This window comes from Mycobacterium sp. UM_Kg27, from assembly GCF_000972905.1.
Taxonomy (GTDB): domain Bacteria; phylum Actinomycetota; class Actinomycetes; order Mycobacteriales; family Mycobacteriaceae; genus Mycobacterium.
Map to the genome: position 1 here is coordinate 53320 of NZ_JRMM01000001.1, position 24127 is coordinate 77446.

Annotated in this window: 20 protein-coding genes; 9 read left to right on the forward strand and 11 right to left on the reverse strand. The window is 68.6% G+C overall.

The window, feature by feature from the left end; all coding sequences use genetic code 11:
- Positions 1 to 49: 49 nt before the first annotated feature.
- Positions 50 to 928 (forward strand): LysR family transcriptional regulator, encoded by an 879-nt coding sequence (locus tag LI94_RS00260; RefSeq protein ID WP_046299919.1) that lies wholly within the window; start codon positions 50 to 52, stop codon positions 926 to 928.
- A 93-nt stretch (positions 929 to 1021) separates the two neighbouring features.
- Here the strand turns inward: LI94_RS00260 and LI94_RS00265 are convergent, their stop codons facing one another.
- Together LI94_RS00265 and LI94_RS00270 are read right to left on the reverse strand one after the other, a co-directional pair.
- Positions 1022 to 2560, reverse strand: a complete 1539-nt coding sequence (locus LI94_RS00265) for a glycerol-3-phosphate dehydrogenase/oxidase (protein ID WP_192830875.1) — start codon at positions 2558 to 2560, stop codon at positions 1022 to 1024.
- A complete protein-coding gene (locus LI94_RS00270; protein ID WP_046299920.1) occupies positions 2560 to 3138 on the reverse strand; it encodes a TetR/AcrR family transcriptional regulator in 579 nt (192 codons plus the stop codon). The genes LI94_RS00265 and LI94_RS00270 overlap by 1 nt, the downstream gene beginning before the upstream one ends.
- 56 nt (positions 3139 to 3194) lie before the next feature.
- On the opposite strand from LI94_RS00270, the gene LI94_RS00275 reads away from it, so the two are divergent.
- A complete protein-coding gene (locus tag LI94_RS00275; RefSeq protein WP_192830876.1) occupies positions 3195 to 4775 on the forward strand; it encodes an FAD-binding oxidoreductase in 1581 nt (526 codons plus the stop codon).
- A complete protein-coding gene (locus LI94_RS00280) occupies positions 4772 to 5680 on the forward strand; it encodes a diacylglycerol kinase (RefSeq protein ID WP_046299922.1) in 909 nt (302 codons plus the stop codon). Before LI94_RS00275 ends, LI94_RS00280 begins: the two co-directional genes overlap by 4 nt.
- 6 nt (positions 5681 to 5686) lie before the next feature.
- Here the strand turns inward: LI94_RS00280 and LI94_RS00285 are convergent, their stop codons facing one another.
- From LI94_RS00285 to LI94_RS00300, 4 genes are all read right to left on the reverse strand, one after another.
- Complete coding sequence (locus LI94_RS00285) at positions 5687 to 6595, reverse strand: hypothetical protein (protein WP_024440592.1); 909 nt, start codon at positions 6593 to 6595, stop codon at positions 5687 to 5689.
- A gap of 188 nt (positions 6596 to 6783) precedes the next feature.
- Positions 6784 to 7305: a DUF3145 domain-containing protein gene (locus LI94_RS00290; RefSeq protein ID WP_036457126.1), complete on the reverse strand. Its 522-nt coding sequence runs from the start codon at positions 7303 to 7305 to the stop codon at positions 6784 to 6786.
- 135 nt (positions 7306 to 7440) lie between these two features.
- Positions 7441 to 8274, reverse strand: coding sequence for a serine hydrolase domain-containing protein (locus tag LI94_RS00295; RefSeq protein ID WP_046299923.1), 834 nt, complete (start codon positions 8272 to 8274; stop codon positions 7441 to 7443).
- Between the two features lie 86 nt (positions 8275 to 8360).
- Entirely contained in the window at positions 8361 to 9443 is a 1083-nt protein-coding gene (locus tag LI94_RS00300; RefSeq protein ID WP_046299924.1) for an AraC family transcriptional regulator, read from the reverse strand.
- A gap of 92 nt (positions 9444 to 9535) precedes the next feature.
- Here LI94_RS00300 and LI94_RS00305 point away from each other — a divergent pair, with 92 nt between their 5' ends.
- The 3 genes from LI94_RS00305 to LI94_RS00315 are packed head-to-tail and all read left to right on the forward strand — an operon-like array spanning position 9536 to position 13065.
- Positions 9536 to 11341 (forward strand): amidohydrolase family protein, encoded by a 1806-nt coding sequence (locus LI94_RS00305; protein WP_024440596.1) that lies wholly within the window; start codon positions 9536 to 9538, stop codon positions 11339 to 11341.
- A gap of 9 nt (positions 11342 to 11350) precedes the next feature.
- Positions 11351 to 12436: an S-(hydroxymethyl)mycothiol dehydrogenase gene (locus LI94_RS00310; protein WP_046299925.1), complete on the forward strand. Its 1086-nt coding sequence runs from the start codon at positions 11351 to 11353 to the stop codon at positions 12434 to 12436.
- Positions 12433 to 13065 (forward strand): MBL fold metallo-hydrolase, encoded by a 633-nt coding sequence (locus LI94_RS00315; RefSeq protein WP_024440598.1) that lies wholly within the window; start codon positions 12433 to 12435, stop codon positions 13063 to 13065. Before LI94_RS00310 ends, LI94_RS00315 begins: the two co-directional genes overlap by 4 nt.
- A 12-nt stretch (positions 13066 to 13077) precedes the next feature.
- Here LI94_RS00315 and LI94_RS00320 read toward each other — a convergent pair whose 3' ends face one another.
- The gene (locus tag LI94_RS00320) at positions 13078 to 13794 is read right to left on the reverse strand and encodes an SHOCT domain-containing protein (protein ID WP_239651113.1); all 717 of its coding nucleotides are present in this window, start codon (positions 13792 to 13794) and stop codon (positions 13078 to 13080) included.
- An 84-nt stretch (positions 13795 to 13878) separates the two neighbouring features.
- On the opposite strand from LI94_RS00320, the gene LI94_RS00325 reads away from it, so the two are divergent.
- Positions 13879 to 14955 carry an SAM-dependent methyltransferase gene (locus LI94_RS00325; protein WP_046299939.1) on the forward strand — a complete coding sequence of 359 codons (1077 nt, stop codon included), beginning with the start codon at positions 13879 to 13881 and terminating at the stop codon, positions 14953 to 14955.
- On the opposite strand, the gene LI94_RS25015 is transcribed toward LI94_RS00325, so the two are convergent.
- Positions 14952 to 16481 (reverse strand): Hsp70 family protein, encoded by a 1530-nt coding sequence (locus tag LI94_RS25015; RefSeq protein ID WP_046299926.1) that lies wholly within the window; start codon positions 16479 to 16481, stop codon positions 14952 to 14954. The genes LI94_RS00325 and LI94_RS25015 overlap by 4 nt on opposite strands.
- A gap of 652 nt (positions 16482 to 17133) precedes the next feature.
- On the opposite strand from LI94_RS25015, the gene LI94_RS00335 reads away from it, so the two are divergent.
- The gene (locus LI94_RS00335; protein WP_239651115.1) at positions 17134 to 17763 is read left to right on the forward strand and encodes a cutinase family protein; all 630 of its coding nucleotides are present in this window, start codon (positions 17134 to 17136) and stop codon (positions 17761 to 17763) included.
- A gap of 92 nt (positions 17764 to 17855) precedes the next feature.
- Positions 17856 to 18515 (forward strand): cutinase family protein, encoded by a 660-nt coding sequence (locus LI94_RS00340; protein ID WP_046299940.1) that lies wholly within the window; start codon positions 17856 to 17858, stop codon positions 18513 to 18515.
- A gap of 55 nt (positions 18516 to 18570) precedes the next feature.
- Here LI94_RS00340 and LI94_RS00345 read toward each other — a convergent pair whose 3' ends face one another.
- From LI94_RS00345 to LI94_RS00355, 3 genes are read right to left on the reverse strand one after another with little or no spacing between them, the layout of a single operon-like run.
- Positions 18571 to 20130, reverse strand: coding sequence for an acetolactate synthase large subunit (locus LI94_RS00345; protein ID WP_046299941.1), 1560 nt, complete (start codon positions 20128 to 20130; stop codon positions 18571 to 18573).
- A 55-nt stretch (positions 20131 to 20185) separates the two neighbouring features.
- On the reverse strand, positions 20186 to 21577 hold the full coding sequence (locus LI94_RS00350) for an FAD-linked oxidase C-terminal domain-containing protein (protein WP_046299928.1): 1392 nt from the start codon (positions 21575 to 21577) through the stop codon (positions 20186 to 20188).
- Positions 21578 to 21583: 6 nt separating this feature from the next.
- A complete protein-coding gene (locus LI94_RS00355; RefSeq protein WP_046299929.1) occupies positions 21584 to 23944 on the reverse strand; it encodes a Tex family protein in 2361 nt (786 codons plus the stop codon).
- Between the last annotated feature and the right edge of the window lie 183 nt (positions 23945 to 24127).

Sequence of the window (24127 nt, forward strand, 5' to 3'; positions counted from 1 at the left end):
AGTGTTATACGCGCAATCGACAAGCTTTGTTTGTGGATAGCATGAGCTGATGTTCTCGGTCCCGGACCTGCGCCGCTTGACCCACTTCATCGCCGTCGCCGAGTTCGCCGGCTTCACCAGCGCGGCCAAGGAGCTGCACCTGTCGCAGCAGGCACTGTCGCATTCGGTGCACCAGCTGGAGAAGGAAATCGGCGTGACGCTGCTGGTGCGCTCCGGGCGCCGCATCACGTTGACCCCGGCCGGACAGACCCTAATGGAAGAGGGCCGCTCGCTGTTGGCGGCGGCGAGAACCCTGACGGCACACACGCGCGCCGCGGCCAGCGCTCAACCGGATGAATTCGTGGTCGGCCACTCCCCTGCGATCAGCAATCACGACGTCTACGTCCTGATCGACGCGGCGATCGCCGCCTCGCCAGACACGTCGTTCACGGTCGTGCAGCTGTTTCCCGACCTGCTCACCGCCGGGGTGCGCGACGGTGCCGTGCAGTTGGCGCTGCGCCGCGCCGTGGTGCCCCAGGAACTGCTGGCCGGCGCGGTGATCGGCTACGACCCGCTGCGCGCCGCCGTACCCGCCGATCACCCACTGGCCGCACGCTCCGCTATCCGGATCGCCGACCTCGCCGACGAACTGATCGCGCTCTGGGCGCCGCCGGGAGCCTCCTATTACAGCGACTTTCTGATCAACGCCTGCCGGCGTGCCGGGTTCGAGCCGCAGTATCGGGTCAGCCGGGTGCAAGGCTGCCCGCCCGAGACGGCGGCCTTGACCGAGCGCGCCGTCGCGTTCGTCACCGCACCGCCCGGCCCGGCCCTCGACGGCGCCGTCTCCGTGGTCGACCTCGACGAGCCGCTGCTGGTGCCCCTGCAGGCGCTGTGGCAGCCCCACACCAGTTCAGCGGTGCGGGATCTCATTCTGCGTGGCCGCCCTTAGCCAACCAGTGCGATCACCACCGGCAATGGCGCCATACGATGACGTACTGGGTCCCGAAAGCCGACACTCCGAGCTTCGGCGTTGCAGCTCAACTCAATCGGCGGCCGCGACAAACTCGCGCGCCACCTCAACGACGCGGTCGCGGTCTTCGGCCACCAGTCCGATCCGGGTCCGTCGGTCCACGATGTCCTCGACGGTCAGCGCACCCTCGTGGCTGACGGCATACTCGAACTCGGCACGGATCACGTCGATGCCCTCGGCCACCGCCTCTGCGGGCCGCTCGCAGGTGGCGGCGGCCAACACATTGGCTGCCTCCCGGCCGTAGCGCAGCACCAGCGACTTGGGAAGAGCAGCCGTCAACGGAACGTAAGCTCCCGGGTTCTCGGGTGCACCGATCAGCGGCAAGTCCCGCGTGCGACACGGCCCGGCCGGCAGCGCCCGCTGGCGCACGGCCCGGTCCAGCACGTCTTCGGCCATGTGCCGGTACTCGGTCAGCTTGCCCCCGATCACGCTGAAGACACCCGCCTGCGATTCGATGACAGCGTGATTACGCGAGACGTCCGCGGTGCGGCCTGCTCCGGTATCGATGAGCGGTCGCAGCCCGGCGTAGGCGCCGCGGACGTCGGCCGTGCTCAAGGCGGTGCCCAGCGCGGTATTGACGGTGTCCAACAGGAACGAGATCTCCGCCGAGGTGGGTTGCGGCACGTCGGGAATCGGCCCGGGCGCCTCTTCGTCGGTGAGGCCCAGATACACCCGGTCGAGCTGCTCGGGCATAGCGAACACGAACCGGTTGAGCTCGCCAGGAATCGGCACGGTCAGCGCAGCGGTCGGATTGCCGAAGGCGGCCGCGTCGAACACCAGGTGCGTTCCGCGGCTCGGCCGCAGCCGCAGTGCCGCATCGATGTCGGCGGCCCAGACGCCCGTCGCGTTGATCACCGCCCGGGCGGTGACGTCGAAGGACTCACCCGAGACCTGATCGGTCAGCCGAACCGTGTCGCCGGTGGCGTGCGATGCGGCCACGTAGGTCAGGATCGTCGCGCCGTGCTGGGCCGCGGTGCGGGCGACCGCCGTGACCAGCCGGGCGTCGTCGATCAATTGCCCGTCGTAGGCCAGCAGGCCGCCGTCGAGGCCGTCGCGGCGCACGGTGGGCGCCAGCGCCACGGCATGCTCGGCCGAGACCCGTCGCGAGCGGGGCAACACCGTCGCCGGTGTGCCCGCCAACCGGCGCAGCGCATCCCCGGCGAGAAATCCGGTGCGCACCAGGGCCCGATCCCGTCGCGGCATCGACCCCAGTAGCGGGACTAGTTGCGGCATCGCCCGCACCAGGTGCGGCGCGTTGCGGGTCATCAGGATTCCGCGTTCGATCGCGCTGCGCCGCGCGATGCCCACATTGCCGGTCGCCAGGTAGCGCAGTCCGCCGTGAACCAGTTTGGAGCTCCACCGGCTGGTGCCGAACGCCAGGTCTTGCTTGTCCACGCACACCACCCGTAGCCCGCGGGTGGCCGCGTCCAGGGCAATGCCGGCGCCGGTGATACCCGCGCCGATCACGACGATGTCAACCGGTGCGCCGTCGGCCAGCGCGGTCAGTTCGGCAGTGCGGCGGGCGGAGTTGAGCGCGGCGTTATCGGGCATCAGGAGAGATACCTGTTCAGTGTGTAGGCCAGTTCGACGGAGAGCGCGTCCTCGTCGAGGATCGGCGCGACGACTTGCGCGGACTGGATCGCCGATTGGGTGATCAGCAGACACATCGCGGCAAGTTCACGCGGGTCGCCGGCTCGCACGCTGCCGGCGGCCTGGGCGCCGCCGAGTTCGCCGGCCACCAGGTCGATCAGCCGCCGCTGGCTGGCCCCCATCCGCTGGGCGATGTAGACCATCGCCAGATCCGGTGCGTGGTGCAGCACCCGCATCACCACCTCGTCATGGCGCAGCCGCGCCGCAACCGCGACGATGCGCTTCACCAGCGCCTCACGCCCGGTTCCCGGTTGCTCGAGCTCGGTCCACGCCGCGGTGATCCGTGCGGTCAGCAGCGCCGCGATCACCGAGCGGCTGTCCGACCACCGCCGGTACACCGTTGGGCGACTCACCCCGGCACGCCGCGCAATGGCCGCCAGGGTCACCCGCTCCATGCCCAATGCGAGCAGGCAGCTCGCGGCGGCATCGAGGATGCGCTCCCCGACCTCCACCTGCTCGTCATTACTAGTTGACAGCATATGTAATACTGTAACGCATGACGCAGGCCGATACCCAGGATGCCCTGACCCCGCCGATGAAGTGGAACGCCTGGGGGGATCCGGCAGCGGCCAAGCCTTTGAGCGACGGCATCCGTCAACTGCTCAAGGCCGCCCTGGGGGTGGACGGCACGAGCTCCCCGGAGCGCGATCCGAACCAGGTGTCGCTCACGCCGTCGGCATTGACCGAAGCTGACCACGCCGCGTTGGCGGCGATCGTCGGCGCTGGCTTCTGCCGCACCGATCACACCGCACGACTACTGCACGCCGGAGGCAAGTCCACCCTGGATCTGCTGCGGCGCAATAGTTCCGCCACCCAGGATGCGCCCGACGCGGTGCTGTTGCCCGGCAGCGACGACGAAGTCGCGGCGGTGTTGAGCTACTGCAGCCAGCACGCCATCGCGGTGGTTCCGTTCGGCGGCGGCACCAGTGTCGTCGGCGGGCTCGACCCGATCCGCGGCGACTTCTCCGCCGTGCTGTGCCTGGATCTGCGCCGGTTCGATCACCTACTCAACCTCGACGAGGTCTCCGGGGAAGCGGAATTCGGCGCCGGAGTGACCGGGCCCGACGCCGAGCGGTTGCTCGGCGAGCGCGGCTTCTCGTTGGGCCATTTTCCGCAGAGCTTTCAGTTCGCCACCCTGGGCGGCTACGCCGCCACCCGCTCATCGGGTCAGGACTCGGCCGGCTACGGCCGATTCGACGACATGGTGCGTGGCCTGCGGATGATCACCCCGGCCGGCGTGCTGGACCTGGGCCGCGCCCCCGCCTCGGCCGCCGGGCCGGACCTGCGCCAGCTCCTGCTGGGGTCGGAGGGCGTGTTCGGTGTCATCACCCGGGTGCGGGTGCGGGTGCATCCGGCGCCGGCAACCACCCGCTATGAGGCGTGGTCGTTCCCCGACTTCGCCACCGGCGCAGCGGCACTGCGCGCGGTCACCCAGACCGGCACCGGACCGACCGTGATCCGGCTGTCCGACGAAGCCGAGACGGGCGTGAACCTGGCCACCACCGAGCAGATCGGCGAGCAACAGATCACCGGTGGCTGCCTGGCGATCACCCTGTTCGAAGGGACGGCCGAGCACACCGAGAGCCGGCATGCCGAGACCCGGGCGGTACTGGCCGCGCACGGCGGCACGTCACTGGGCGAAGAGCCGGCGCGGGCTTGGGAACACGGCCGATTCTCCGCGCCCTACCTGCGAGATTCGCTGCTGGCCGCCGGCGCGCTGTGCGAAACGCTGGAGACCGCCACCGACTGGGCGCGCGTGCCCACCCTCAAGACAGCGGTCACCGAAGCACTGACCACCTCACTGGGCGACAGCGGGACACCCGCCCTGGTGTTGTGCCACATCTCGCACGTCTACCCGACCGGCGCATCGCTGTACTTCACCGTGGTGGCGGGTCAGCGCGGCAATCCCATCGAACAGTGGCAGGCGGCGAAAGTCGCTGCGGGCGACGCGATCATGCGGGCAGGCGGAACCATCACCCACCACCACGCCGTCGGCGCCGATCATCGGCCGTGGATGGGCGAAGAGGTGGGAGAACTGGGCGTGCAGGTGCTGCGAGCGGTCAAAGCCACGCTGGACCCGGCCGGAATCCTCAACCCCGGCAAACTGATTCCATGACGTCGCGCCAGATCAGCCGGATCACGCTGCTGACCAACCCGGCGGCCGGGCACGGCAACGCCCGGCATGCCGCCGAGCGGGCGCTGGCGCGGTTCCAGCAGCTCGGCGTCAACGTCAACCACATCGTCGGCTCAGATGCTCACCACGCACGGCAGCTCCTTGATGAGGCCCTGGCCGCCGGAACGGACGCCGTGGTGGTGGCCGGCGGCGACGGCGTCATCTCGCTGGCATTGCAGTCATTGGCGCTCGGTGAGGTGCCGCTGGGGATCATTCCGGCCGGCACCGGCAACGACCACGCCCGCGAATACGGTTTGCCCACCGGCGATCCCGAGGCGGCCGCCGACGTCGTCGCCGAAGGACAGACCGAGACGATCGATCTGGGACGCATCGTCGAAGACGGCGGCGCGGTGTGCTGGTTCGGCACCGTGATGGCCGCCGGATTCGATTCGCTGGTGAGCGACCGCGTCAACCGGATGCGCTGGCCGCACGGCCGGATGCGCTACAACCTCGCCATGGTCGCGGAGATGTCCAAGCTGCGACTGCTGCCGTTCCGGCTGACCTTCGATGACGGTGCGCCGCTGGACATCGAGCTGACGCTGGCGGCGTTCGGCAACACCCGCAGCTACGGCGGCGGCATGTTGATCTGTCCGGGCGCCGATCATGGCGACGGCTTGCTAGACGTCACCATGGTGCACTCGGGGTCGCGGACCAAGCTGATTCGCCTGTTCCCCACCGTGTTCAAAGGCACCCATGTGCTGCTCGACGAGGTGAGCACGCGGCGGGCGAAGTCGATCCGGGTGGAGTGCCCGGGGATCAACGCCTACGCCGATGGCGACTACGTGGCCCCGCTGCCGGTGACGGTGTCGGCGGTGCCCGGTGCACTGCAGATACTGCGTGCGCCCTGATCGCTCTCACGAGATCAGCGAACTCCACAGGTCGCCGAGCTGACCGACCACCTCGTCAACCCAGGTGGTGAAGTCGGCAGCCGCCGGGGCGGCCGTGTCCAGCCATGGGAAAGCCGGGATGTAGGTGCCGCCGGGCAGGAACGGATTCAGCATCACCGACCACGACGTCGCGAAGTCGATCAGCACCTGGAAGATGTTCGGCATCGGCACCAGCGGGTGCTCCGATGGGTCGGCAGTCAAACTGGCCCAGAGATCCGCCCACGGTTTGCCGAGATCCAAGGTGAACGTCGTGCCGGCCCACGGGTAGACGTCCGAGCCGTCCGAACCGATAGTCGTACCGGGGAAACCCAACGCACCCTCGACCGCACCGTGCGGGTCGGTGATGGTCGGGCCCTCTGTCGGGAAGGTGTAGCCGTTCAGGAGTTCCGAGATCGGCACCCGCCCGTAGCCCTGCAACAGCGCCAGCCAACCTTCGAGGCTGCAGAACATGGTGTCGCACGCAGTGTGGCTCGGTATTTGGGCCTGCAGAAAGCCGATCAACTGCTCACCCAACGGCTTCGAGAACGCCGGAATCGGGATCAGCATGTCGACCACTGCCTGGATTCGCTGCGGGTCGCCGAGGTCGATGCCCCAGATGTTCGTCGCGCTCGGGACGAACCACGGGCCGCTGAAGAACTGCGCGTAGGCGAATGCGTCGATGGCCTTCAGGGCGTTGGCCGGGATGTTGATGATGGCGTAGAGCAGGTTCAGCGGCACGTTGGCCAGGTCTCCGTCAGCGGTCAACTGCACGGCGACACCTGACGTGGCAACACCTGGCGTGGTGATGATCTCGGGTGCGGCCGAGCTGGCGGTGATCAACCCGGCGGCCACCAACGGCACATTGGCGATCGCGACCGAGCGCGTCAGGGCCGACATGATCTCTCCTTGACACCGAGAAACAGCGCGCACCGAATACGCCTCGATGGAACAGCGCAGGCGCTGAGCACAGGCCGAGACAACAGGAACAACGGGAGACAACAGGAACAACGCGCGCCTACAGGAGCAACGCGCGAGCGAGTCTACCCTAAGAAAAAACTATCGGCGAGTTGAGCGAATCCTGTGAGCTACCCCACACCACGGCTGAGCCAAGACACCTCTGCGCCGTCGCCACCGTCACGGTAGGCCTCCAGGGCCTCATCCCAAGCGGTGCCCAGCACCGTCTCGAGCTCCGCGGCCAGCGCGTCCGCCCCGGCGGCCATCAGCGTGCGCAGGCGGTTCTCCCCGACCATCACGTCACCGTTGGCACTCATCGTCCCGCTCCACAGGCCGAGCTGCGGCGTGTGGCTGAACCGCTGGCCGTCGACTCCGGCGCTGGGGTCCTCGGTGACCTCAAAGCGCAACACCGACCAGGAGCGTAGCGCGCTGGCCAGTTGGGCGCCGGTCCCCACCGGACCGACCCAGTTGACCACGGCTCGCAGCTGTCCTGGCATGGCCGGTTGCGGCGTCCAGTTGAGCTTGGCCTGGCCGTTGCGGGCACCCAAAGCCGAGGTCAGTGCCCACTCGACATGCGGGCACACCGCCGCGGGCGAGGCATGGATGTACACCACGCCGCTGGTCACGTCGGCGAATTGATTCGTCGCGCGCATCAGTTGCTCCTTCGGATCCACGAGGGACGTCTTCCCCAACGACCTGGTGGGACCGAGCTTGAGCAATGTTGCTGCAGAAACGGGAGTGTATTCAGTGTTGTATGTGTCTATTGTGCCTTGTGTGACGCCTGTTGGCTAGTCCCGGCTGGCCGCGGCTACCACGGCGTCGGACAGCGCCGGCCATCGGCCGGTGACCCAGTCCCCGAAGTCGCGGTCGGTGAGCACCACCAGCGCCCGCTTGATGGCCGGATCAGCCCAGATCAGCGTGCCTGACTGGCCGAAGTGGCCGAAGGTCCGCGCCGAGTTGCCGGCCCCGGTCCAGTGCGGTGTTTTGCCGTCCCGGATCTCAAAGCCCAGCCCCCAGTCGTTCGGTCGCTGCGGCCCATAGCCCGGCAACACCCCGTCCAGGCCGGGAAACTGCACGCGGGTGGCCTCGGCGTGGAGCTGCGGCGACACCGTGACCGGCGTCAGCAGGTCGCCGGCGAAGGCGGCCAGGTCCGCGACGGTGGAGGTACCGCCGAATCCAGCCGCCGGCGCTCCCCCCGTCAGCCGGCTGGCCGTCATGCCCAGTGGCTCGAACACCGCCTCGGCCAGGTAGCGGCCGAATTCGATCCCGGACGCCTGCTGCACGGCTTCGGCCAGCACCGCGAAGCCGTGGTTGGAGTACACCCGCCGCGTGCCGGGTTTGGCCAGCACCCGATCAGAGTCCGCCGAGAGCCCGGAAGCGTGCGCCAGCAGATGCCGCACCGTGGCGCCCGGCGGCCCGGCCGGGGTGTCGAGTTCGACGGCCCCCTCCTCCACCGCGACCTGCACCGCCCGCGCCACCAGGGGTTTGGTCACCGACGCGAGGTAGAACGGCCGCGCGGTATCGCCGTGGGTGGCCAACACCCCGTTCGGGCCGATCACGGCGGCGGCCGCGTGACCGACCGGCCAGTCGTCGAGGGCGGCGAGAGCGTCTGCGGCGGACATCGCTGGTCAGCCTAAGCGGGGACTGCGAGCGCGGCGAAGCCGGGCGAGGGGGGCACCTCCCGCTCCCAGGGGTCAGGTCACCGCCATCAGCCACCGGGGCCGTCGAACCCGGTCGCCGCACGGACCGCCTTGCGGTGGGTGGTCGCGCTGCACCCGAACCAACGCCGGCAGGACCGGCTGAGCACGCTCTGCTCGGCGTAGCCGAGTTCGCGGGTCAGGTGCGCCAGGCTGATGTCGGTGTCGTGCAGATAGCGATGGGCGGCATCGCGGCGGACGCCGTCGACCAGTGCCGCAAACGTAGTCTCCTCGGCGGCCAGCCGCCGATGCAGCGTCTTGGGGTGCAGGCCCAGCTGGCCGGCGATCAGCTCCAGGCTCACGGCGCCGGTGGGCAACAGCTGCAGCGCCATCGCGCGGACCGAGCCCGCGATGCCCGGCGACTCTGCGGTGATGCCGCTGAGATAGCGCACCATCGCCTCATGCGCTTGGTCGTCCCGGTGCAGGGGGCGGTCCAGATCGACGGTACGGATGGTGAAACCGGCGACCGGCTGCGCGAAATAGGGGCGGCAGCCGAAGTAGGCCACATAGTCGCGTACCGGGGTGAGCGCTTCGTGCGGTAGGTGCACGGACAGCGGCGCATACGGAGCGTCGAACATCATCCGCATGATCCCCAGCGACACTCCCAGCGACAGCTCGGTGGTCTGCGGATGCGGCGGGGAGCGCTCGATGAGGACCTCGAACGCATAGAACGATTCGCCTGGTGCCTGCGGCGGTCCCGGCTTCCCCTCCCCTACGTCGAGCCTCGCTGAACCGCCGGCCCGGGCGCCCGGCATGATGCGCGCCGCGATCGCCGGGCTGTAGGCGGACAAGAACCGCTCCACGATCGAGAAGCCGCCGCCGACGGTGGCCGCGGTGCGTGCGGCCACACCCAGCGGCCCGAAGATGCCGATGTCTTGACGGAGGGCCAGCCGGCGCCCGAAATCCGGGCAGACGGTCGCGTTCGCTGCGCCCTCGATGGCCAGGATCAACGCGCGGTACGGCACGAATACGTCGTGGGCTCCGACCGAGCCGTCCGGTATCCCGGCTGCTCGCAGCAGTGCCACGGGATCACCGCCGAGCTCGGTGACCAGCTCCGGGTATCCGGACAGTGCGGTGCCGCGCACCACCGACATGTCCGCAAATATCAAAGAAATGTCCGCAGATGTCAAGACTTCGCCCGCCCTGCGAGACATGCTGGAACGGCATTCGGCGGAAAGGAATACCCGTGAGCTTTGACACCGTGATCCGTGGCGGTCGGTGGTTCGACGGCACCGGGGCGCCGTCGGCGATCCGCAATATCGGCATCCGCGACGGACACGTCGCCGCCATCTCGGCCGAACCACTCGACGAGTCGGGCTGCGACCAGGTGATCGACGCGGCCGGCAAATGGGTGACGCCCGGACTGCTCGACATCCACACGCACTACGACGTCGAGATACTGCTTGCCCCCGCGCTGTCGGAGTCGGTGCGACACGGCGTGACCACGGTGCTGGTGGGCTCGTGCTCGCTGTCCACCATCCACGTCGACGGCCAGGACGCCGGCGACCTGTTCGGCCGGGTCGAGGCCATCCCGCGCCAGTACGTGGTCGACACCATCGATGCGCACAAGACCTGGTCGAGTTGTGCGGACTACATCGCCAGCCTGGAGAAGCTGCCGCTCGGCCCCAATGTGACGGCGCTTATCGGACATTCCGACATGCGCGCCGCGACCATGGGATTGGACCGCGCCACCCGCTCCGATGAGCGGCCCACCGCGGCCGAGCAGGCCCGCATGGAACAGATGTTGGACGAGGCACTGCAGGCAGGATTCGTCGGAATGTCCTCCCAACAGCTGCTTTTCGACAAGATGGACGGCGAGGTCTGCCGCTCGCGGACGTTGCCGTCGACGTACGCCAAGCCCAAGGAGTTGCGCCGGCTCAAGTCCAAGCTGCGCCGCAGCGGACGAATCCTGCAGGCGGGTCCGGACGTCAAGAACCCGTTCGATGTGGTGTCACAGCTGGCCCAGGCCCTGGGAATATTCCGGCGGCCGCTCAAAACCACTCTGCTGGCCGCCGCCGACGTCAAGAGCAACCGCCTGGCGATCCCGACCATCATCAAAACATCACGCCTGCTCAATAAGTTGGGCGCCAATTTCCGCTGGCAGCATCTGCCGGTGCCGTTCGAGGTGTACGCCGACGGCATCGATCTGGTGATCTTCGAAGAGTTCGGCTCGGGCGCCGAGGCACTGCATCTGCGCGAGTCACTCGAGCGGGACAAGTTGATGCGGGACGAGGCTTACCGGCGACGCTTCCGCAAGGACTACGAGAACAAGTATGGACCGCGGGTGTGGCACCGCGACTTCTTCGATGCCGAGATCGTCGCCTGCCCGGACGCCTCGGTGATCGGAAAGTCCTTCGGGCAGGTCGGAATTGAGCGCGGCGGAGTGCACCCCGTCGATGCCTTCCTCGACCTCGTCCTCGAACACGGCACCGCCCTGCGCTGGCACACCACGATCTCCAACGACCGACCCGAGGTGCTCAAAACACTCGCCGCCGAACCCGGCATCCAGATGGGTTTCTCGGACGCGGGCGCGCACCTGCGCAATATGGCGTTCTACAACATGGGCCTGCGGTTGCTGCGCCACGTCCTCGACGCCCAGCAGGCCGGTCAGTCGTTCTTGTCCGTCGAGCAGGCGGTGCACCGGCTGACCGGTGAACTCGCCGACTGGTACCGGGTCGACGCCGGTCACCTGCGCGTCGGTGACCGCGCCGACGTGGTGGTCATCGACCCCGCGCACCTCGACGACACCCTGGACGCCTACGCCGAGGAATCCTTCGAGCCCTACGGCGGGATGTCCCGGATGGTCAATCGCAACGACAAAGCCGTCAGCGCCGTGTTCATCTCCGGCCGGGCAGTGGTCCTCGACGGTCAGCCCACCAGCGTGCTCGGCACGCAACGCACCGGAAGCTTTCTGCGGGCCGACACCCGCACCCCGGCCGCGGGCGTGCCGGCCGCGCAAGCCAGCGCACCGGACGCCACACCGGCAACATAGGGTGGCCCCATGAGTCAGACAGTGCGCGGTGTGATCTCCCGCGAAAAGGGCAAGCCGGTCGAGGTGACCGACATCGTCATCCCCGACCCCGGTGCCAACGACGTCGTCGTCGCCATCACCGCCTGCGGGGTGTGCCACACCGACCTGACCTACCGCGACGGCGGTATCAACGACAGCTACCCGTTCCTGCTGGGCCACGAGGCCTCCGGCACGGTCGAGTCGGTGGGCTCGGCGGTCACCGCGGTGGCGCCCGGTGATTTCGTGATCCTGAACTGGCGCGCGGTGTGCGGACAGTGCCGCGCCTGCAAGCGCGGTCGCCCGCACCTATGCTTCGACACCTTCAACGCCTCGGTTCCCATGACGCTGACCGACGGCACCGAGCTCACCCCGGCGCTGGGCATCGGGGCGTTCGCCGACAAGACCCTGGTGCACGAAGGTCAGTGCACCAAGGTCGATCCCAGCGCTGACCCCGCGGTGGCCGGACTGCTGGGCTGCGGCGTGATGGCCGGTCTGGGTGCGGCGATCAACACTGGTGGCGTCACCCGCGATGACACCGTCGCGGTGATCGGGTGCGGCGGTGTCGGCGACGCCGCGATCGCCGGGGCAGCCCTGGTGGGGGCCCGGCGCATCATCGCGGTCGACACCGACAACACCAAGCTGAACTGGGCGCGTGACTTCGGCGCCACCCACACCATCAATGCCCGCGAGCTCGACCCGGTGGAGACCATCCAGGATCTCACCGACGGCTTCGGCGCCGATGTGGTGATCGACGCCGTCGGGCGCCCGGAGACCTGGAAGCAGGCGTTCTACGCGCGCGACTTGGCCGGAACCGTAGTGCTGGTCGGCGTTCCGACCCCGGAGATGCAGCTGGAGATGCCGCTGATCGACTTCTTCTCTCGCGGCGGTTCGCTGAAGTCCTCCTGGTACGGCGACTGCCTGCCCGAGCGCGACTTCCCCACCCTGATCAGCCTCTACCTGCAGGGCCGGCTTCCGCTGGACAAGTTCGTCTCCGAACGCATCGGGCTGAACGATGTGGAGAAGGCGTTCGGGCGGATGCACGGCGGCGAGGTGCTGCGGTCGGTCGTGGTGCTATGACCGCAGCCAGTCCGATTCAGCGGGTCATCACCCACGGCACATTCGAACTCGACGGCGGCAGTTGGGAAGTCGACAACAACATCTGGATCGTCGGTGACGATTCCGATGTGGTGGTCTTCGACGCAGCTCACGACGCCGCCCCGATCGTCGAAGCCGTCGGCGGGCGCAACGTGGTGGCGGTGGTGTGCACGCACGGCCACAACGACCACATCACGGTGGCACCGGAGCTGGGTCGAGCGCTCGACGCGCCGGTGCTGCTACACCCCGGCGACGACATGCTGTGGCAGATGACGCACCCGGACAGTGACTTTCGGGCGGTTGCCGACGGCGACACGCTCACTGTCGGGGGCTTGGAATTGCGGGCGCTGCACACCCCCGGCCACTCACCGGGCTCGGTGTGCTGGCATGTACCGGACCTGGGCGCGGTGTTCAGCGGTGACACCTTGTTCTGCGGCGGCCCGGGGGCGACCGGCCGATCGTTCTCGGACTTCCCGACGATCTTGGCGTCGATCTCCGAGCGGCTCGGCGCACTGCCGGCCGACACGGTGGTCTACACCGGGCACGGCGACAGCACGCGTATCGGTGACGAACTGGTCCATTACGACGAGTGGGTGGCGCGCGGCCACTAAGCGCCACCGAGCTCAGTGCCCGCGCAGGATTCGCCGCTTCTCTTCGGCGAACTCCTGCTCGGTCAGCGCTCCCGAATCACGCAGCGCCGTTATCGTTTTGAGCTGCGCGATCCGGATCCCCTCGCCCTCCGGAACGAACCGACCGTGGCTGACGTCTGCTCCCGTGTCGGTCGTCTCCACCGACGGGCTTCGACGGGGCGCCGCCCACAGCCGGCGTGCGATCAGATTCACCAGCCCCAGGACGAAGATCACCGGAAACACCCACAGCAGCGCCGAGTGGCCGGCAGGTTTTCCGAAGGCCAGCCGCGGAGCGATGTAGGCGCCGACCTGCCCATCGGTGACGATCTGGTAGTCACCGGCCTCGGCCACGTTTATCCGCCACAACCGGCGCCGGCTGTCGTTGTTGACCGTGGTGGTCATCCCGATGCTTTCCTCGAACTCCGGATCGGGCACCCCATCCGGTGGTGTCACCGTCACGCTGATCGGTGGGACCGGCAGTCCGCCGCCAGTGGGACTTGAGATGACCCGGGTGTGAAGATTGACCGTCACCTCACCCGCCGGCAGATGCACTCTGCCCGAGCCCGGGATCGGCACTTCGCCATAAGCGTCGTAGCGGTCCAGCACAAAGACGTTGAGAATCAGCGCGACCACGAAGCCGATCACCCCAATGGTCATCAGGCCGGCTGTCACCACGAGCGGAATGCGCCCGATCGCCCGTTGTGCGCCCACTTACGGAAGTGTGCCACGGATTGCCGATGCCGCTACGGTCAGTGGTGGATATCGATGACGGTTTCGCCGGGGTCGGAGGTGGCCATGCCAGAGTCGAGTATCGTCGTCCGCCCCGAGCCCGGCGGCGCTCCCTCGAGTCGCTTGCAGGCGGCCGGGCTGGCCCATGCGACCGGTGTTTTCGCACAGCTCGCGGCGACGGTTCCGCTGCCCGCCGCCCCGCGGCCGATCGTCGTCGCCGACTACGGGGCCGCCACCGGTTACAACTCACTGCTTCCGATCGGGGCCGCCATCGCCGCGTTCCGACGGCGAACCCGGACCGACCATGCCGTGTTGGTGGTCCATACCGACCTGCCGGACAACGACTTCACGGCGCTGTTCACGACGCTGGCTGACGATCCCGACAGCTATGTCCGCAGGGACACCGCCAGCTTCCCCTCGGCGGTAGGACGCTCGTTCTACAGCCAGATTCTGCCCTCGCAGAGCGTCAATCTGGGCTGGACGTCCTGGTCGACCATGTGGCTGCGCCGGACCGCCGCGGAGCTGCCCGAGTTCTCCGATCACGTCCATGTCGCGCACACTGACGACGACGACGCGCGGCGCGCCTACGCCCGCCAGGCCGCGCAGGATTGGCATGACTTCGTGGCGTTCCGCGGCCGGGAGTTGAGTCCGGGCGGCAAGCTGCTGGTGTTGACCGCCGCAGTGGACGCTGCCGGCCGATCGGGCTACCAGCCGCTGCTCGATGCGATCGTCGCGGTCCTGGACGAGCAGGTGCACGACGGCACACTGACGCGGGATGAAGTGGCCCGCATGTCGATTCCGGTGCTCGGCCGCACTGAGAAGGAACTTCGTGCGCCGTTCGCCCCTGCCGGGCGGTTCGAGTCGCTGACGATCGAGCGGCTGGAGGTGTTCGACGCCGAGGACCGGTTCTGGGACCGATACCTGCTGGATGGCGACGCGGCTGCGCTCGGCACCCACTGGGCCGCCTTCGTCAGCGCCGCCGTCTTCCCCACGCTGGCCTCTGCCTTGGCCGGCGGCCCCGACGATCCGCGCGCAGCCGACTTCGTGCGTCACTTGGAAGCCGGCGTCGCCGCCCGGCTCGCGAGCCACCCCGAGCAGGTGCAGATCCCGCTGGCATTGATCGTTCTTGCCAGGCAGCGCTAAGGGCTGACGGGGATCTCGGCGGTTTCCGACGGCGAGCTCTCGGGAATCTCGGGCACGGTCGGCGGAATCGGTTCGGGGCTGGGAGCGAACGCCGGGGGCGGCTCGAAGGTCGCTGGCGGTGAGGTGGTCGTCGTCGACGACGAGACCGTCGTCAGCTCGCTGGTGCCCGGTCCGGTGTCGGCGGCACGCCGCAGCACCAAAACGGCAACCGTACCCAGCAACATCGCGACCAGCGCAGCCAAGAGCACCACCGGGACCGGCCTTCGATACCACTCCACGCCACGCCCGCCACCGATCACTTCGGGTTCCGGCGCGGCGAGCTGCGGCGGCGCGGCGGGTGCCGGGCTCGCCGGCGGCGGCGGAGTCACCAACGGTTGCAACCCCGCCTCGGGGACGCTGTCGGGCACCGGTGGTGGAGCATGCTCCGGTGGCGGCACCGACTCCGGGAACGGCGGCGGCGCCACGGGCGGCGGCGCCTTCTTCGGAACGGCCACCACATTGCCGGCAACGCTCAGCGCGGCCCCGATCGCCGCCGTCAACTGTGGTCGCGGCGAGCTGATTACGGCGACCCCGAAGCGTTGCGACAGACCGGTCGTGACCGACGGCATGTTCGCTCCGCCGCCGACGGAGACGATCGCCGACAGCGCATCGGGACCGATTTCGTTGTCGGCCAAGGTGTTCTGCAGGACGGTGAAAAAGCCCTCGAGCGGCTGGCGCAGCGCCTCGTCGAGTTCGACACGGGTCAGCCATACGCCGCCGTGGAACCCCGCGAGTTCGGCCACCGTCTCAGATGACAGTTGCTCCTTGGCGTCACGGCACTGGCTGCGCAGCCGGGTCAGCGACCCCACCGTCGGAGGCCCGTCGCCGTTGCCACCCAGATCGGCCACCACGTGATCCAGCAACGCCTGGTCGATCACGTCGCCGGAGAAGACGGTGCTGCGCCGGGTGGCACTGATCGGTTCGAAACCGCGCTCCGCGTCGACGAGGGTGACGTTGGTTCCGCTCCCCCCGAAGTCGCACACCGCGATGATCCCGTGCTCGGGCAGGCCCGGATTCGCTTGCAGCGCAGTCAAAGCAGCCGTCGCGTCGGAGACCAGCGACACCGGATGCTGCGCCCATTCCGAAACCCGTGCCAGCGCGGTGCGCAGCGCCCCGACGGCGTCGCGTGACCAATGCGCGGGGTAGGTGACCGCTACCGCGGGCGGGATGGGACGTCCCTCGGTCACCGCATACGCCAAGGCGTGCAATCCATCTGCGAGCAGTTGCTCGGCACGGTGGGTCGATCCGTCGCTCGCCACCACGGGCCCGCCGCCGCCGACGCGATCCACGAAATCGGTCACTACGAGTCCACGGTCGTGCAGTTCGGAACTCACTGCGGAGTTCTCCGACGGCATGCCGATCTGGGAGGGCCGATCCCGGAACAGCGTCAGCACGGGCCGACGGGTGATCGCGCGATCGGCGGTAACCGCCGCTAATGTGGTCGCCCCGACGGACATCCCCAACGCGGGGCCTGTCTCTTGCGCCATGCTGTCCCATCCACGGTGTCATCCGGCGGTCAGAGCGCACCGGTCCGCGCAATTTTATCGATGAATGTTCGATATATCCGGTATTGCAGCGCTGTTGGTGCGCCGGAGAAGTCGCGCCGAGCGCTGCGGCCGACATTCGGCATCTGGTCGTATGCGAGCGCTGGGCCACCGCCCCTTGGCGTTGCCCGGTGCCGCGACGCCGGCGCTTCCGCGAGCGTGGCCGGGGCGTTGCCGGGGGGTGCCGCGGTGGGCAGCCCCTACCGAGCGTTCGGCGCCGGGCCGGGCCGCCGGACTGCTCACGGGTTGGCTCTGCGACGTGTCAGTCGGCGCGCTGATCGCGTCGATGCTGGGGATTCACTGCACGCACTCCCTGTCGAGCCTGGCTTCAAAGTTTGCTCGGGAGGCATTGCCGGCGGTCATCTCGCTGACACCCGACGGTCACAAGCCGGTAACCGGAAGCCGCTTCTGAACCTATCTCAGTTGCGACTCAGATCCTGGATATGAGCTACTCAGCATGGTCCACGAGGTTCGGTCAGCTACCACCGAATATGTTCACTGCCTGGGGTGTCTGCTGCACACGGGGCGCTTCGTATGCCACCATGTACCGGTGAACCCACGACGGATCCTTCGCTCCCTCGGTGTTGTTCTGGCCCTGACTTGGCTGCTGCACAGCACCGTCGCCACCCCTCCCCCCGCCTTCGCGGATCCCTGTCCCGATGTCCAAGTTTTGTTTGCTAGAGGCACTGGCGAGGAAGTCGGCCTCGGTGAGACCGGGCAAGCATTTGTCAACTCACTACGGAACCGGCTGCCCGAGCGGCCCGTCGACGTCTACGCCATCGACTACCCGGCCACCAACGACTGGCCGACCGGCATTCAGGGCATCCGTGACACCACCGCGCACATCGAGGCCACCGCGGCGAATTGCCCCAAGACCAAGATGGTGCTCGGCGGCTTCTCGCAGGGCGCCGCAGTGATGGGTTTCTCGACCGCTAGCGTCATCCCGGACGGGGTGGAAGGGGTCGACATACCACGGCCGATGCCCCCGGAAGTGGCTGACCACGTCGCCGCTGTGGTGCTCTTCGGCACGCCGAACGAGCGGGCGATGAATTTCCTCGGCCAACCGCCCCTGGTCATCGGCCCGGCATACACCGCCAAGACCATCCAGCTGTGTGCGCCCGAGGACCCGGTCTGCTCCGAGGGACTGAACTTCTCAGCGCACGCTCCCGGCGCCTACGATGGCATCGCGGACGAGGGCGCGGCGTACGCGGCAAACCGGCTTTAACCTCCGTTTTCGCTCCACGCGGCCGACTTTGCGGTTTGCTGATCGGTGACCCGCAGGCCAGTGGCACCAGCGAGACATGTCAGCATTTGAGGATGACTTTGCGTAACACTGTTCGCACCTTCGCTGCCGCGGTGACGCTCACCGGAGCCTTGGTGGCCGCGCCGGCCGGCCTTCCCCTCGCAACCGCAGAGCCTTGCCCGGACGCCGAAGTGGTGTTCGCCCGCGGCTCCGGTCAGCCCGTCGGGCTCGGTGACGTCGGTGACGCTTTCGTCGGCTCGTTGCAGGAGCAGCTGGCGGGCGTCAACCTCAACGTCTACCCGGTCGAGTACCCGGCGAGCACCGACTACCGCAACAGCGCGGTGCTCGGCGAGAGTGACGCCACCGCCCACATTCAGGCGACGGTCGCCAACTGCCCCAAGACCAAGCTCGTGCTCGGCGGATACTCCCAGGGCGCCAGCGTCATCGCAATGTCCAGTAATGCCCTGCCGGCGCCGGTCGCCAACCACGTGGTCGCGGTGGCCCTGTTCGGCCCGCCGTCGAGCCCGTACTCCACCTCGTTGTGGGGCGGTCCCCTGCCGGTCCTCGCCTCGTCCTACCGCCCGAAAACCATCGACTTCTGCCTGACCGGCGACATCTACTGCGAAGACAGCGGCAGCGTCGTCCCGCACCTGATGTACGTGCAGGATGGCAAGACCGTGGAGGCCGCGACATTCGTGGCGAGCCGGCTCACGGCCAGCCAGAGCGTCAACTAGAACCGCTCGGCCGGACCGGCACCGGCCGGCACGGGTTCAAGGCGGCGTCGTTCGGTCAGAACAGGGTCGGGATGCGCGCATCGATCAGATGCGGCCCCGGTTCTGCGACGGCGCGGCGGAACTGTTCGGCGAGTTCCTCGCAGGTGGTGGCCACCGTGGCCGGCACCCCGAAGCCCTCGGCGATCTTCGCGAAGTCCATGTTCGGCCGCGACAGGTCGAGCAGATCGTTAGCTTTCGGGCCGCCTCCCTCAGCGCCCACCCGGGCCAGCTCCAGGCGCAGGATCGCATACGAGCTGTTGTTGATCAGCACCGTGGTGACGTTCAGGTTCTCGCGGGCCATCGTCCACAGCGCGGAGATGGTGTAGGCCGCACTGCCGTCGGCCTGCAGCGCGATCACCGGCCGGTCCGGTGCGGCCACGGCCGCACCCAGCGCGACCGGCAGCCCCTGCCCGATCGCCCCGCCGGTGAGCGTGAGCACGTCGTGGCGTGGTGACCCGGCGGTGGCCGCGGGCAGCATCAGGCCCGAGGTGTTGGACTCGTCGGAGATGATCGCGTTGTCGGGCAGCAGCGCGCCGATCACCTGCACCCAGTTCTGCGGGGTCAGCTGACCGCTCGGCAGGTCGGGGACGGCCGCGGGCGCGGGCCGCGGCTGCACCCCGGCAGCCACCGCTTCGGCCAACTGTTCCAGCGCGGCCACCACGTCGGTCTCGAGGCCGGCCAGGTTGTGCACGACGCAGCCCTCGGGAACCAGGTCGCTGGCCTTGCCGGGATAGGCGAAGAACGACACCGGAGCCCGGGTGCCGGCCACCACCAGGTGCTTGATGCCGTCGAGTTGGAACGCGGCCTGCTCGGCCAGGTAACCAAGCCGGTCGATCGCCGGGACCCCTGCCCCGCGGACGAGCCGGGCCGGGAAGGTCTCGACCAGAGCACGCGCCCCGGTTGCGGCGACGATCCGATCGGTGGCCTCCAATGCGCGCACATCGGCGACAGCGGGCCCGCCGATCAGGATCGCCACCGGCTCGCCGCTGCCCAGCACCGCGGCGACGTCGGAGACGGCCTGTGCGTCGGGGGCGGCCGCGGGAACCGGTTCGACCGGTCCGGCCGCCTGCGCCCCGTCTTCCCAGGAGATGTCGGCGGGCAGAATCAGGTTGGCCACCTTCGCCGGGCTGGCCATCGACTCTGCGACCGCTTCGGCGGCATCGCGCCCGAGGTCGTCACCGGAGTTGGTGCGGCGCACCCAGCCGTGAGTCCAGTCGGTCAGGGGCTCGATGTCGGATTCCAGCGGTGCGTCGTACTTCTTGTGGTAGGTGGCGTGGTCCCCGATGACGTTGACCACCGGCACGTGCGCGCGGCGGGCGTTGTGCAGGTTGGCCAGGCCATTACCCAGGCCGGGCCCCAGGTGCAGCAGGGTGGCGGCCGGCTTTGCGGCCACCCGGGCGTACCCGTCAGCGGCTCCGGTCACCACACCTTCGAACAGGCACAGCACCCCGCGCATCTGCGGCACCGAGTCCAGGGCGGCCACGAAATGCATCTCCGAGGTACCGGGGTTGGCGAAGCAGACCTGCACTCCGCTGTCGACCAGGGTGGCGATCAGGGCCTGTGCTCCGTTAGTCATGTGGTTGCCTTTCTTCATGGGCACCGAAGTACGCGGGATGGGCGCGATCTTCCGCCTATAGAAGCACGCCCGGATTGAGGATCCCGGCGGGGTCGAAGGCCTCCTTGATCCGGCGCATCAGCGCAATCTTTGTCGGGTCCTCCAGCTCCAGGAAATGCTGCGTCTTGACGCGTCCCAGACCGTGCTCACCGGAGATGGCACCGCCGAGGTCCATCGCGGCCGCGAAGATGTCGTGCAGCAGCCGGTGGCGGACCTCGTCGTCTGCGCAGAACACCGCCAGGTGGACGTTGCCGTCACCGGCATGCCCGCAGCCGACCACACCGGCCCCGGCCGCCTGGGCGAATCCCTGTGCCTTGGTGAGGAACTGGTGCATCTCGGCTCGCGGGACCACCACGTCGATGACGTCGTGGGCACCGGCGGCCTTGGCCGTCCAGAACGCCTTCTCGCGGGCCTCGATCAGGGCATGCGCTGAATTGCCCTCCAGCACATAGACATCCTCGGCGCCGAGCGTGGCGAGCAGTTCGCCCAGCATGGCCACGTCGTCTTCGAGGCGCTCACGGTCTCGGTTCTCCACCCCCACCACCAGGTAGGCCTCGGCGCTCTCACGCACCGCGTCGGGGATCCCCAGGTTCAGGTTCTGCGAGTAGCTGATCGCCGCCAGGGTGAGCTTGTCGACGTATTCGAGGATCACCGGGTCCACTCCGCTGCGCACCACCGCGGGAACGGCGCGCATCACCGCGGGCAGATCGCGGAACGGCGCCAACAATGTGGCGGAGTGCCCGAGCCGAGGGTAGAGCCGCACGGTGACCTCGGTAGCCAGCGCGCAGGTGCCCTCCGAGCCGATGATCAGCTGAGTCAGGTCATAACCGGTGGACAGCTTCGTGATTCGCCCACCGGTGCGGATCAGCTCGCCGGTCGGCAACGCGGCCTGCAGGCCGAGCACATTATGCCGCGTCACCCCGTATTTGACCGCGCGCATACCGCCGGCGTTGGTACCTACGTTGCCTCCAACGCTGGCGGACAGCTCCCCGGGGAAGACGGTGTACATCAGCCCCGCCTCGGCCGTGGCGGTGTCGAGGTCGGCCAACGTGACGCCGGGTTGCACCACCGCAACCTGATTGTCGGTGTCGATCTCCAGGATCGCGTTCATCCGCTCGAAGGAGATCAGCAGTCCGTCGGGGCACGGCCGCGCGCCGGCCGACATGCCGGTGCCCGAACCGCGGGCGGTCACCGGAACTTTCGCCTCGGTTGCCGCGGCCAGCAACGCCGCAACCTGCTCGGCGGTCTGCGGGCGGGCGACGTAGCTCGGTGTCACCGGTGCTCCGACCAGCGCCTCGTCGTGGGCGTAGTCGGGGCCGATCTGCTCGCCGGTCAGCAGTGCGCCGGCCCCGACGATGTCGGCGAACTTGCGCGCGGCCGCAAGGGATGAGCTGTCTACCGTGGCCATCCGTCCCTACTTTCCAAATCCGGCGTCACGCAACGCCTGAGCCATCGACCCGCCTGCCGGTGCCGCATCCCGACGCCCGGCACTGTTGCCGGGACGCCGCCCACGATTCTGCTTGGCGTTGTCACTGCGCGCAGCCGGTTTGGCACCCGGGCCCCGGGAGGATGCGGCGGGCTTGTTCGCCGGCTTGTCCCCCAGCCGCAGGGTCAGCCCGATGCGCTGGCGGTCGACGTCGACATCGACGACTTTGACCTTCACCACCTGACCGGAGCGCACCACCTCGTGCGGGTCGGAGACGAAGCGGTCCGCCATGGCCGAGACGTGCACCAGACCGTCCTGGTGCACCCCGACATCGACGAAAGCTCCGAAGGCAGCGACGTTGGTGACCACCCCTTCCAGCACCATGCCCACCTTGAGGTCGGCCACCTTCTCCACGCCCGCGGCGAACGTCGCGGTGGAGAACGCCGGCCGCGGGTCCCGACCGGGCTTCTCCAGTTCAGCGAGGATGTCGGTGACGGTCGGTACCCCGAACCGGTCGTCGGCGAAGTCGCCGGGTTGCAGCGATCGCAGCGTTCGTTCGTCGCCGATGATCTCGGCCAGCGAGACGCCCGCGCGGTCCAGGATGCGCCGGACCACCGGGTAGGCCTCGGGATGCACCCCCGAGGAATCCAGCGGGTCGTCGCCGTCGCGGATGCGCAGGAACCCGGCGCACTGCTCGAATGCCTTGGGGCCCAACCGTGGCACGTCGAGCAGGGCGGCCCGGTTGCGGAAGGGCCCGGCCTGGTCGCGGTGCGCCACGATCGCTTCGGCCAGCGACTCCGACACCCCTGACACCTTGGCCAGCAGCGGGGCCGAGGCGGTGTTGAGGTCCACACCCACGGCGTTCACCGCGTCCTCGACCACCGCATCGAGGCTGCGCGCCAGGGTTCCCGGTGTCACGTCGTGCTGGTACTGGCCGACGCCGATCGACTTCGGTTCGATCTTGACCAGTTCGGCCAACGGATCCTGCAACCGTCGCGCGATCGACACCGCCCCGCGCAGCGTCACGTCCAGGTCGGGAAGCTCATGGGCGGCATAGGCCGACGCCGAGTACACCGACGCGCCGGCCTCACTGACCATCGCCTTGACCGGTGCCGGGGCGCCGGCCGCCTTGAGGTCGGCGATCAACTCGGCGGCCAAGGCGTCGGTCTCGCGCGACGCGGTGCCGTTGCCGACCGCGATCAGGTCCACACCATGGCGGGCCACCAGTGCGGCCAGCGCCGCCTTGGCCTGATCCCACTGCTTCTGCGGTTGGTGCGGGAAGATCGCGCAGGTGTCGACGACCTTGCCGGTGCCGTCGACGACGGCGACCTTCACCCCGGTACGAAAGCCCGGGTCGAGACCGAGTGTGGTGCGGTTGCCCGCCGGCGCCGCCAACAACAGGTCTTTGAGGTTCTTGGCGAACACCGCCACCGCGTCCTGCTCGGCACGCTGGCGCAACCGCATCCGGGCCTCGACGGCCGCCGAGAACGCCAGTCGGGTGTCCCATGCCCACCGCACGGTGTCGGCCAGCCAGGGCGTGGCCGGGCCGGGCGCGGTCATGTTCACGCCCAGCGATTTGGCGACCATCGCCTGGTAGGGCTCGTTGTCGCCACCGTCGAAGGCCAGCGCCAGGGCGTCTTCCTTCTCGCCGCGCAACACGGCCAGCACCCGGTGCGACGGCATGGTCTCCAACGCTTCACTGAACTCGAAGTAGTCCCGGAATTTTTGTGCCGCAGCACTTTTCGCTGCCTCTTCGGAGCGCGGCATGGTCCGCAGTGACCCTGCCGACCAGAACTTCTCCCGGACCGCGCCCACCAATTCGGCGTCCTCGGCGGCACGTTCGACCAGAATCGCGCGCGCACCCTCCAGTGCGGCCGCGGTGTCGGCGACCGCCTCTCCGGTGTACTCCGCAGCGAGCTGCTGGGGGTCCAGGGTGGGGTCGGCGAGCAGCCGGTCGGCCAAGGGCTCCAGGCCCGCCTCGCGCGCGATCTGCGCCTTGGTGCGGCGCTTGGGCTTGTAGGGCAGGTAGATGTCTTCCACGCGGGCCTTGGTGTCGGCCGACAACAGCGCGGCCCTGAGCTCGTCGGTGAGCTTGCCCTGCTCCTCGATTGAGGACAGCACCGCGGCCCGACGGTCGTCGAGCTCACGCAGGTAGCGCAGCCGCTCTTCCAGGGTGCGCAGCTGCCCGTCGTTGAGGCTGCCGGTGACCTCTTTGCGGTAGCGGGCGATGAACGGCACCGTCGCCCCCTCGTCGAGTAGCGCGACGGCCGCCGCGACCTGCCGTTCGGCTACTTCCAGTTCGTCGGCAAGGCGGGCATTCACCGGTTTGAGGGTCACGTTCGCGGTCACGCCGACGGACCCTACCGAACGCCGCTGACAGTTCCTGGGTGCGGCACGGCGCGACTTTTCACTGCGCGAAGGGCGGCTACGATGCCGTCCACGTCGGCCTCGGCCGAACATCGGTACCGACAGGATTACAACCGGTGAAGCACTCGACGGCCGGCTCTATCCACAGTTGCCCGATTCATCCAC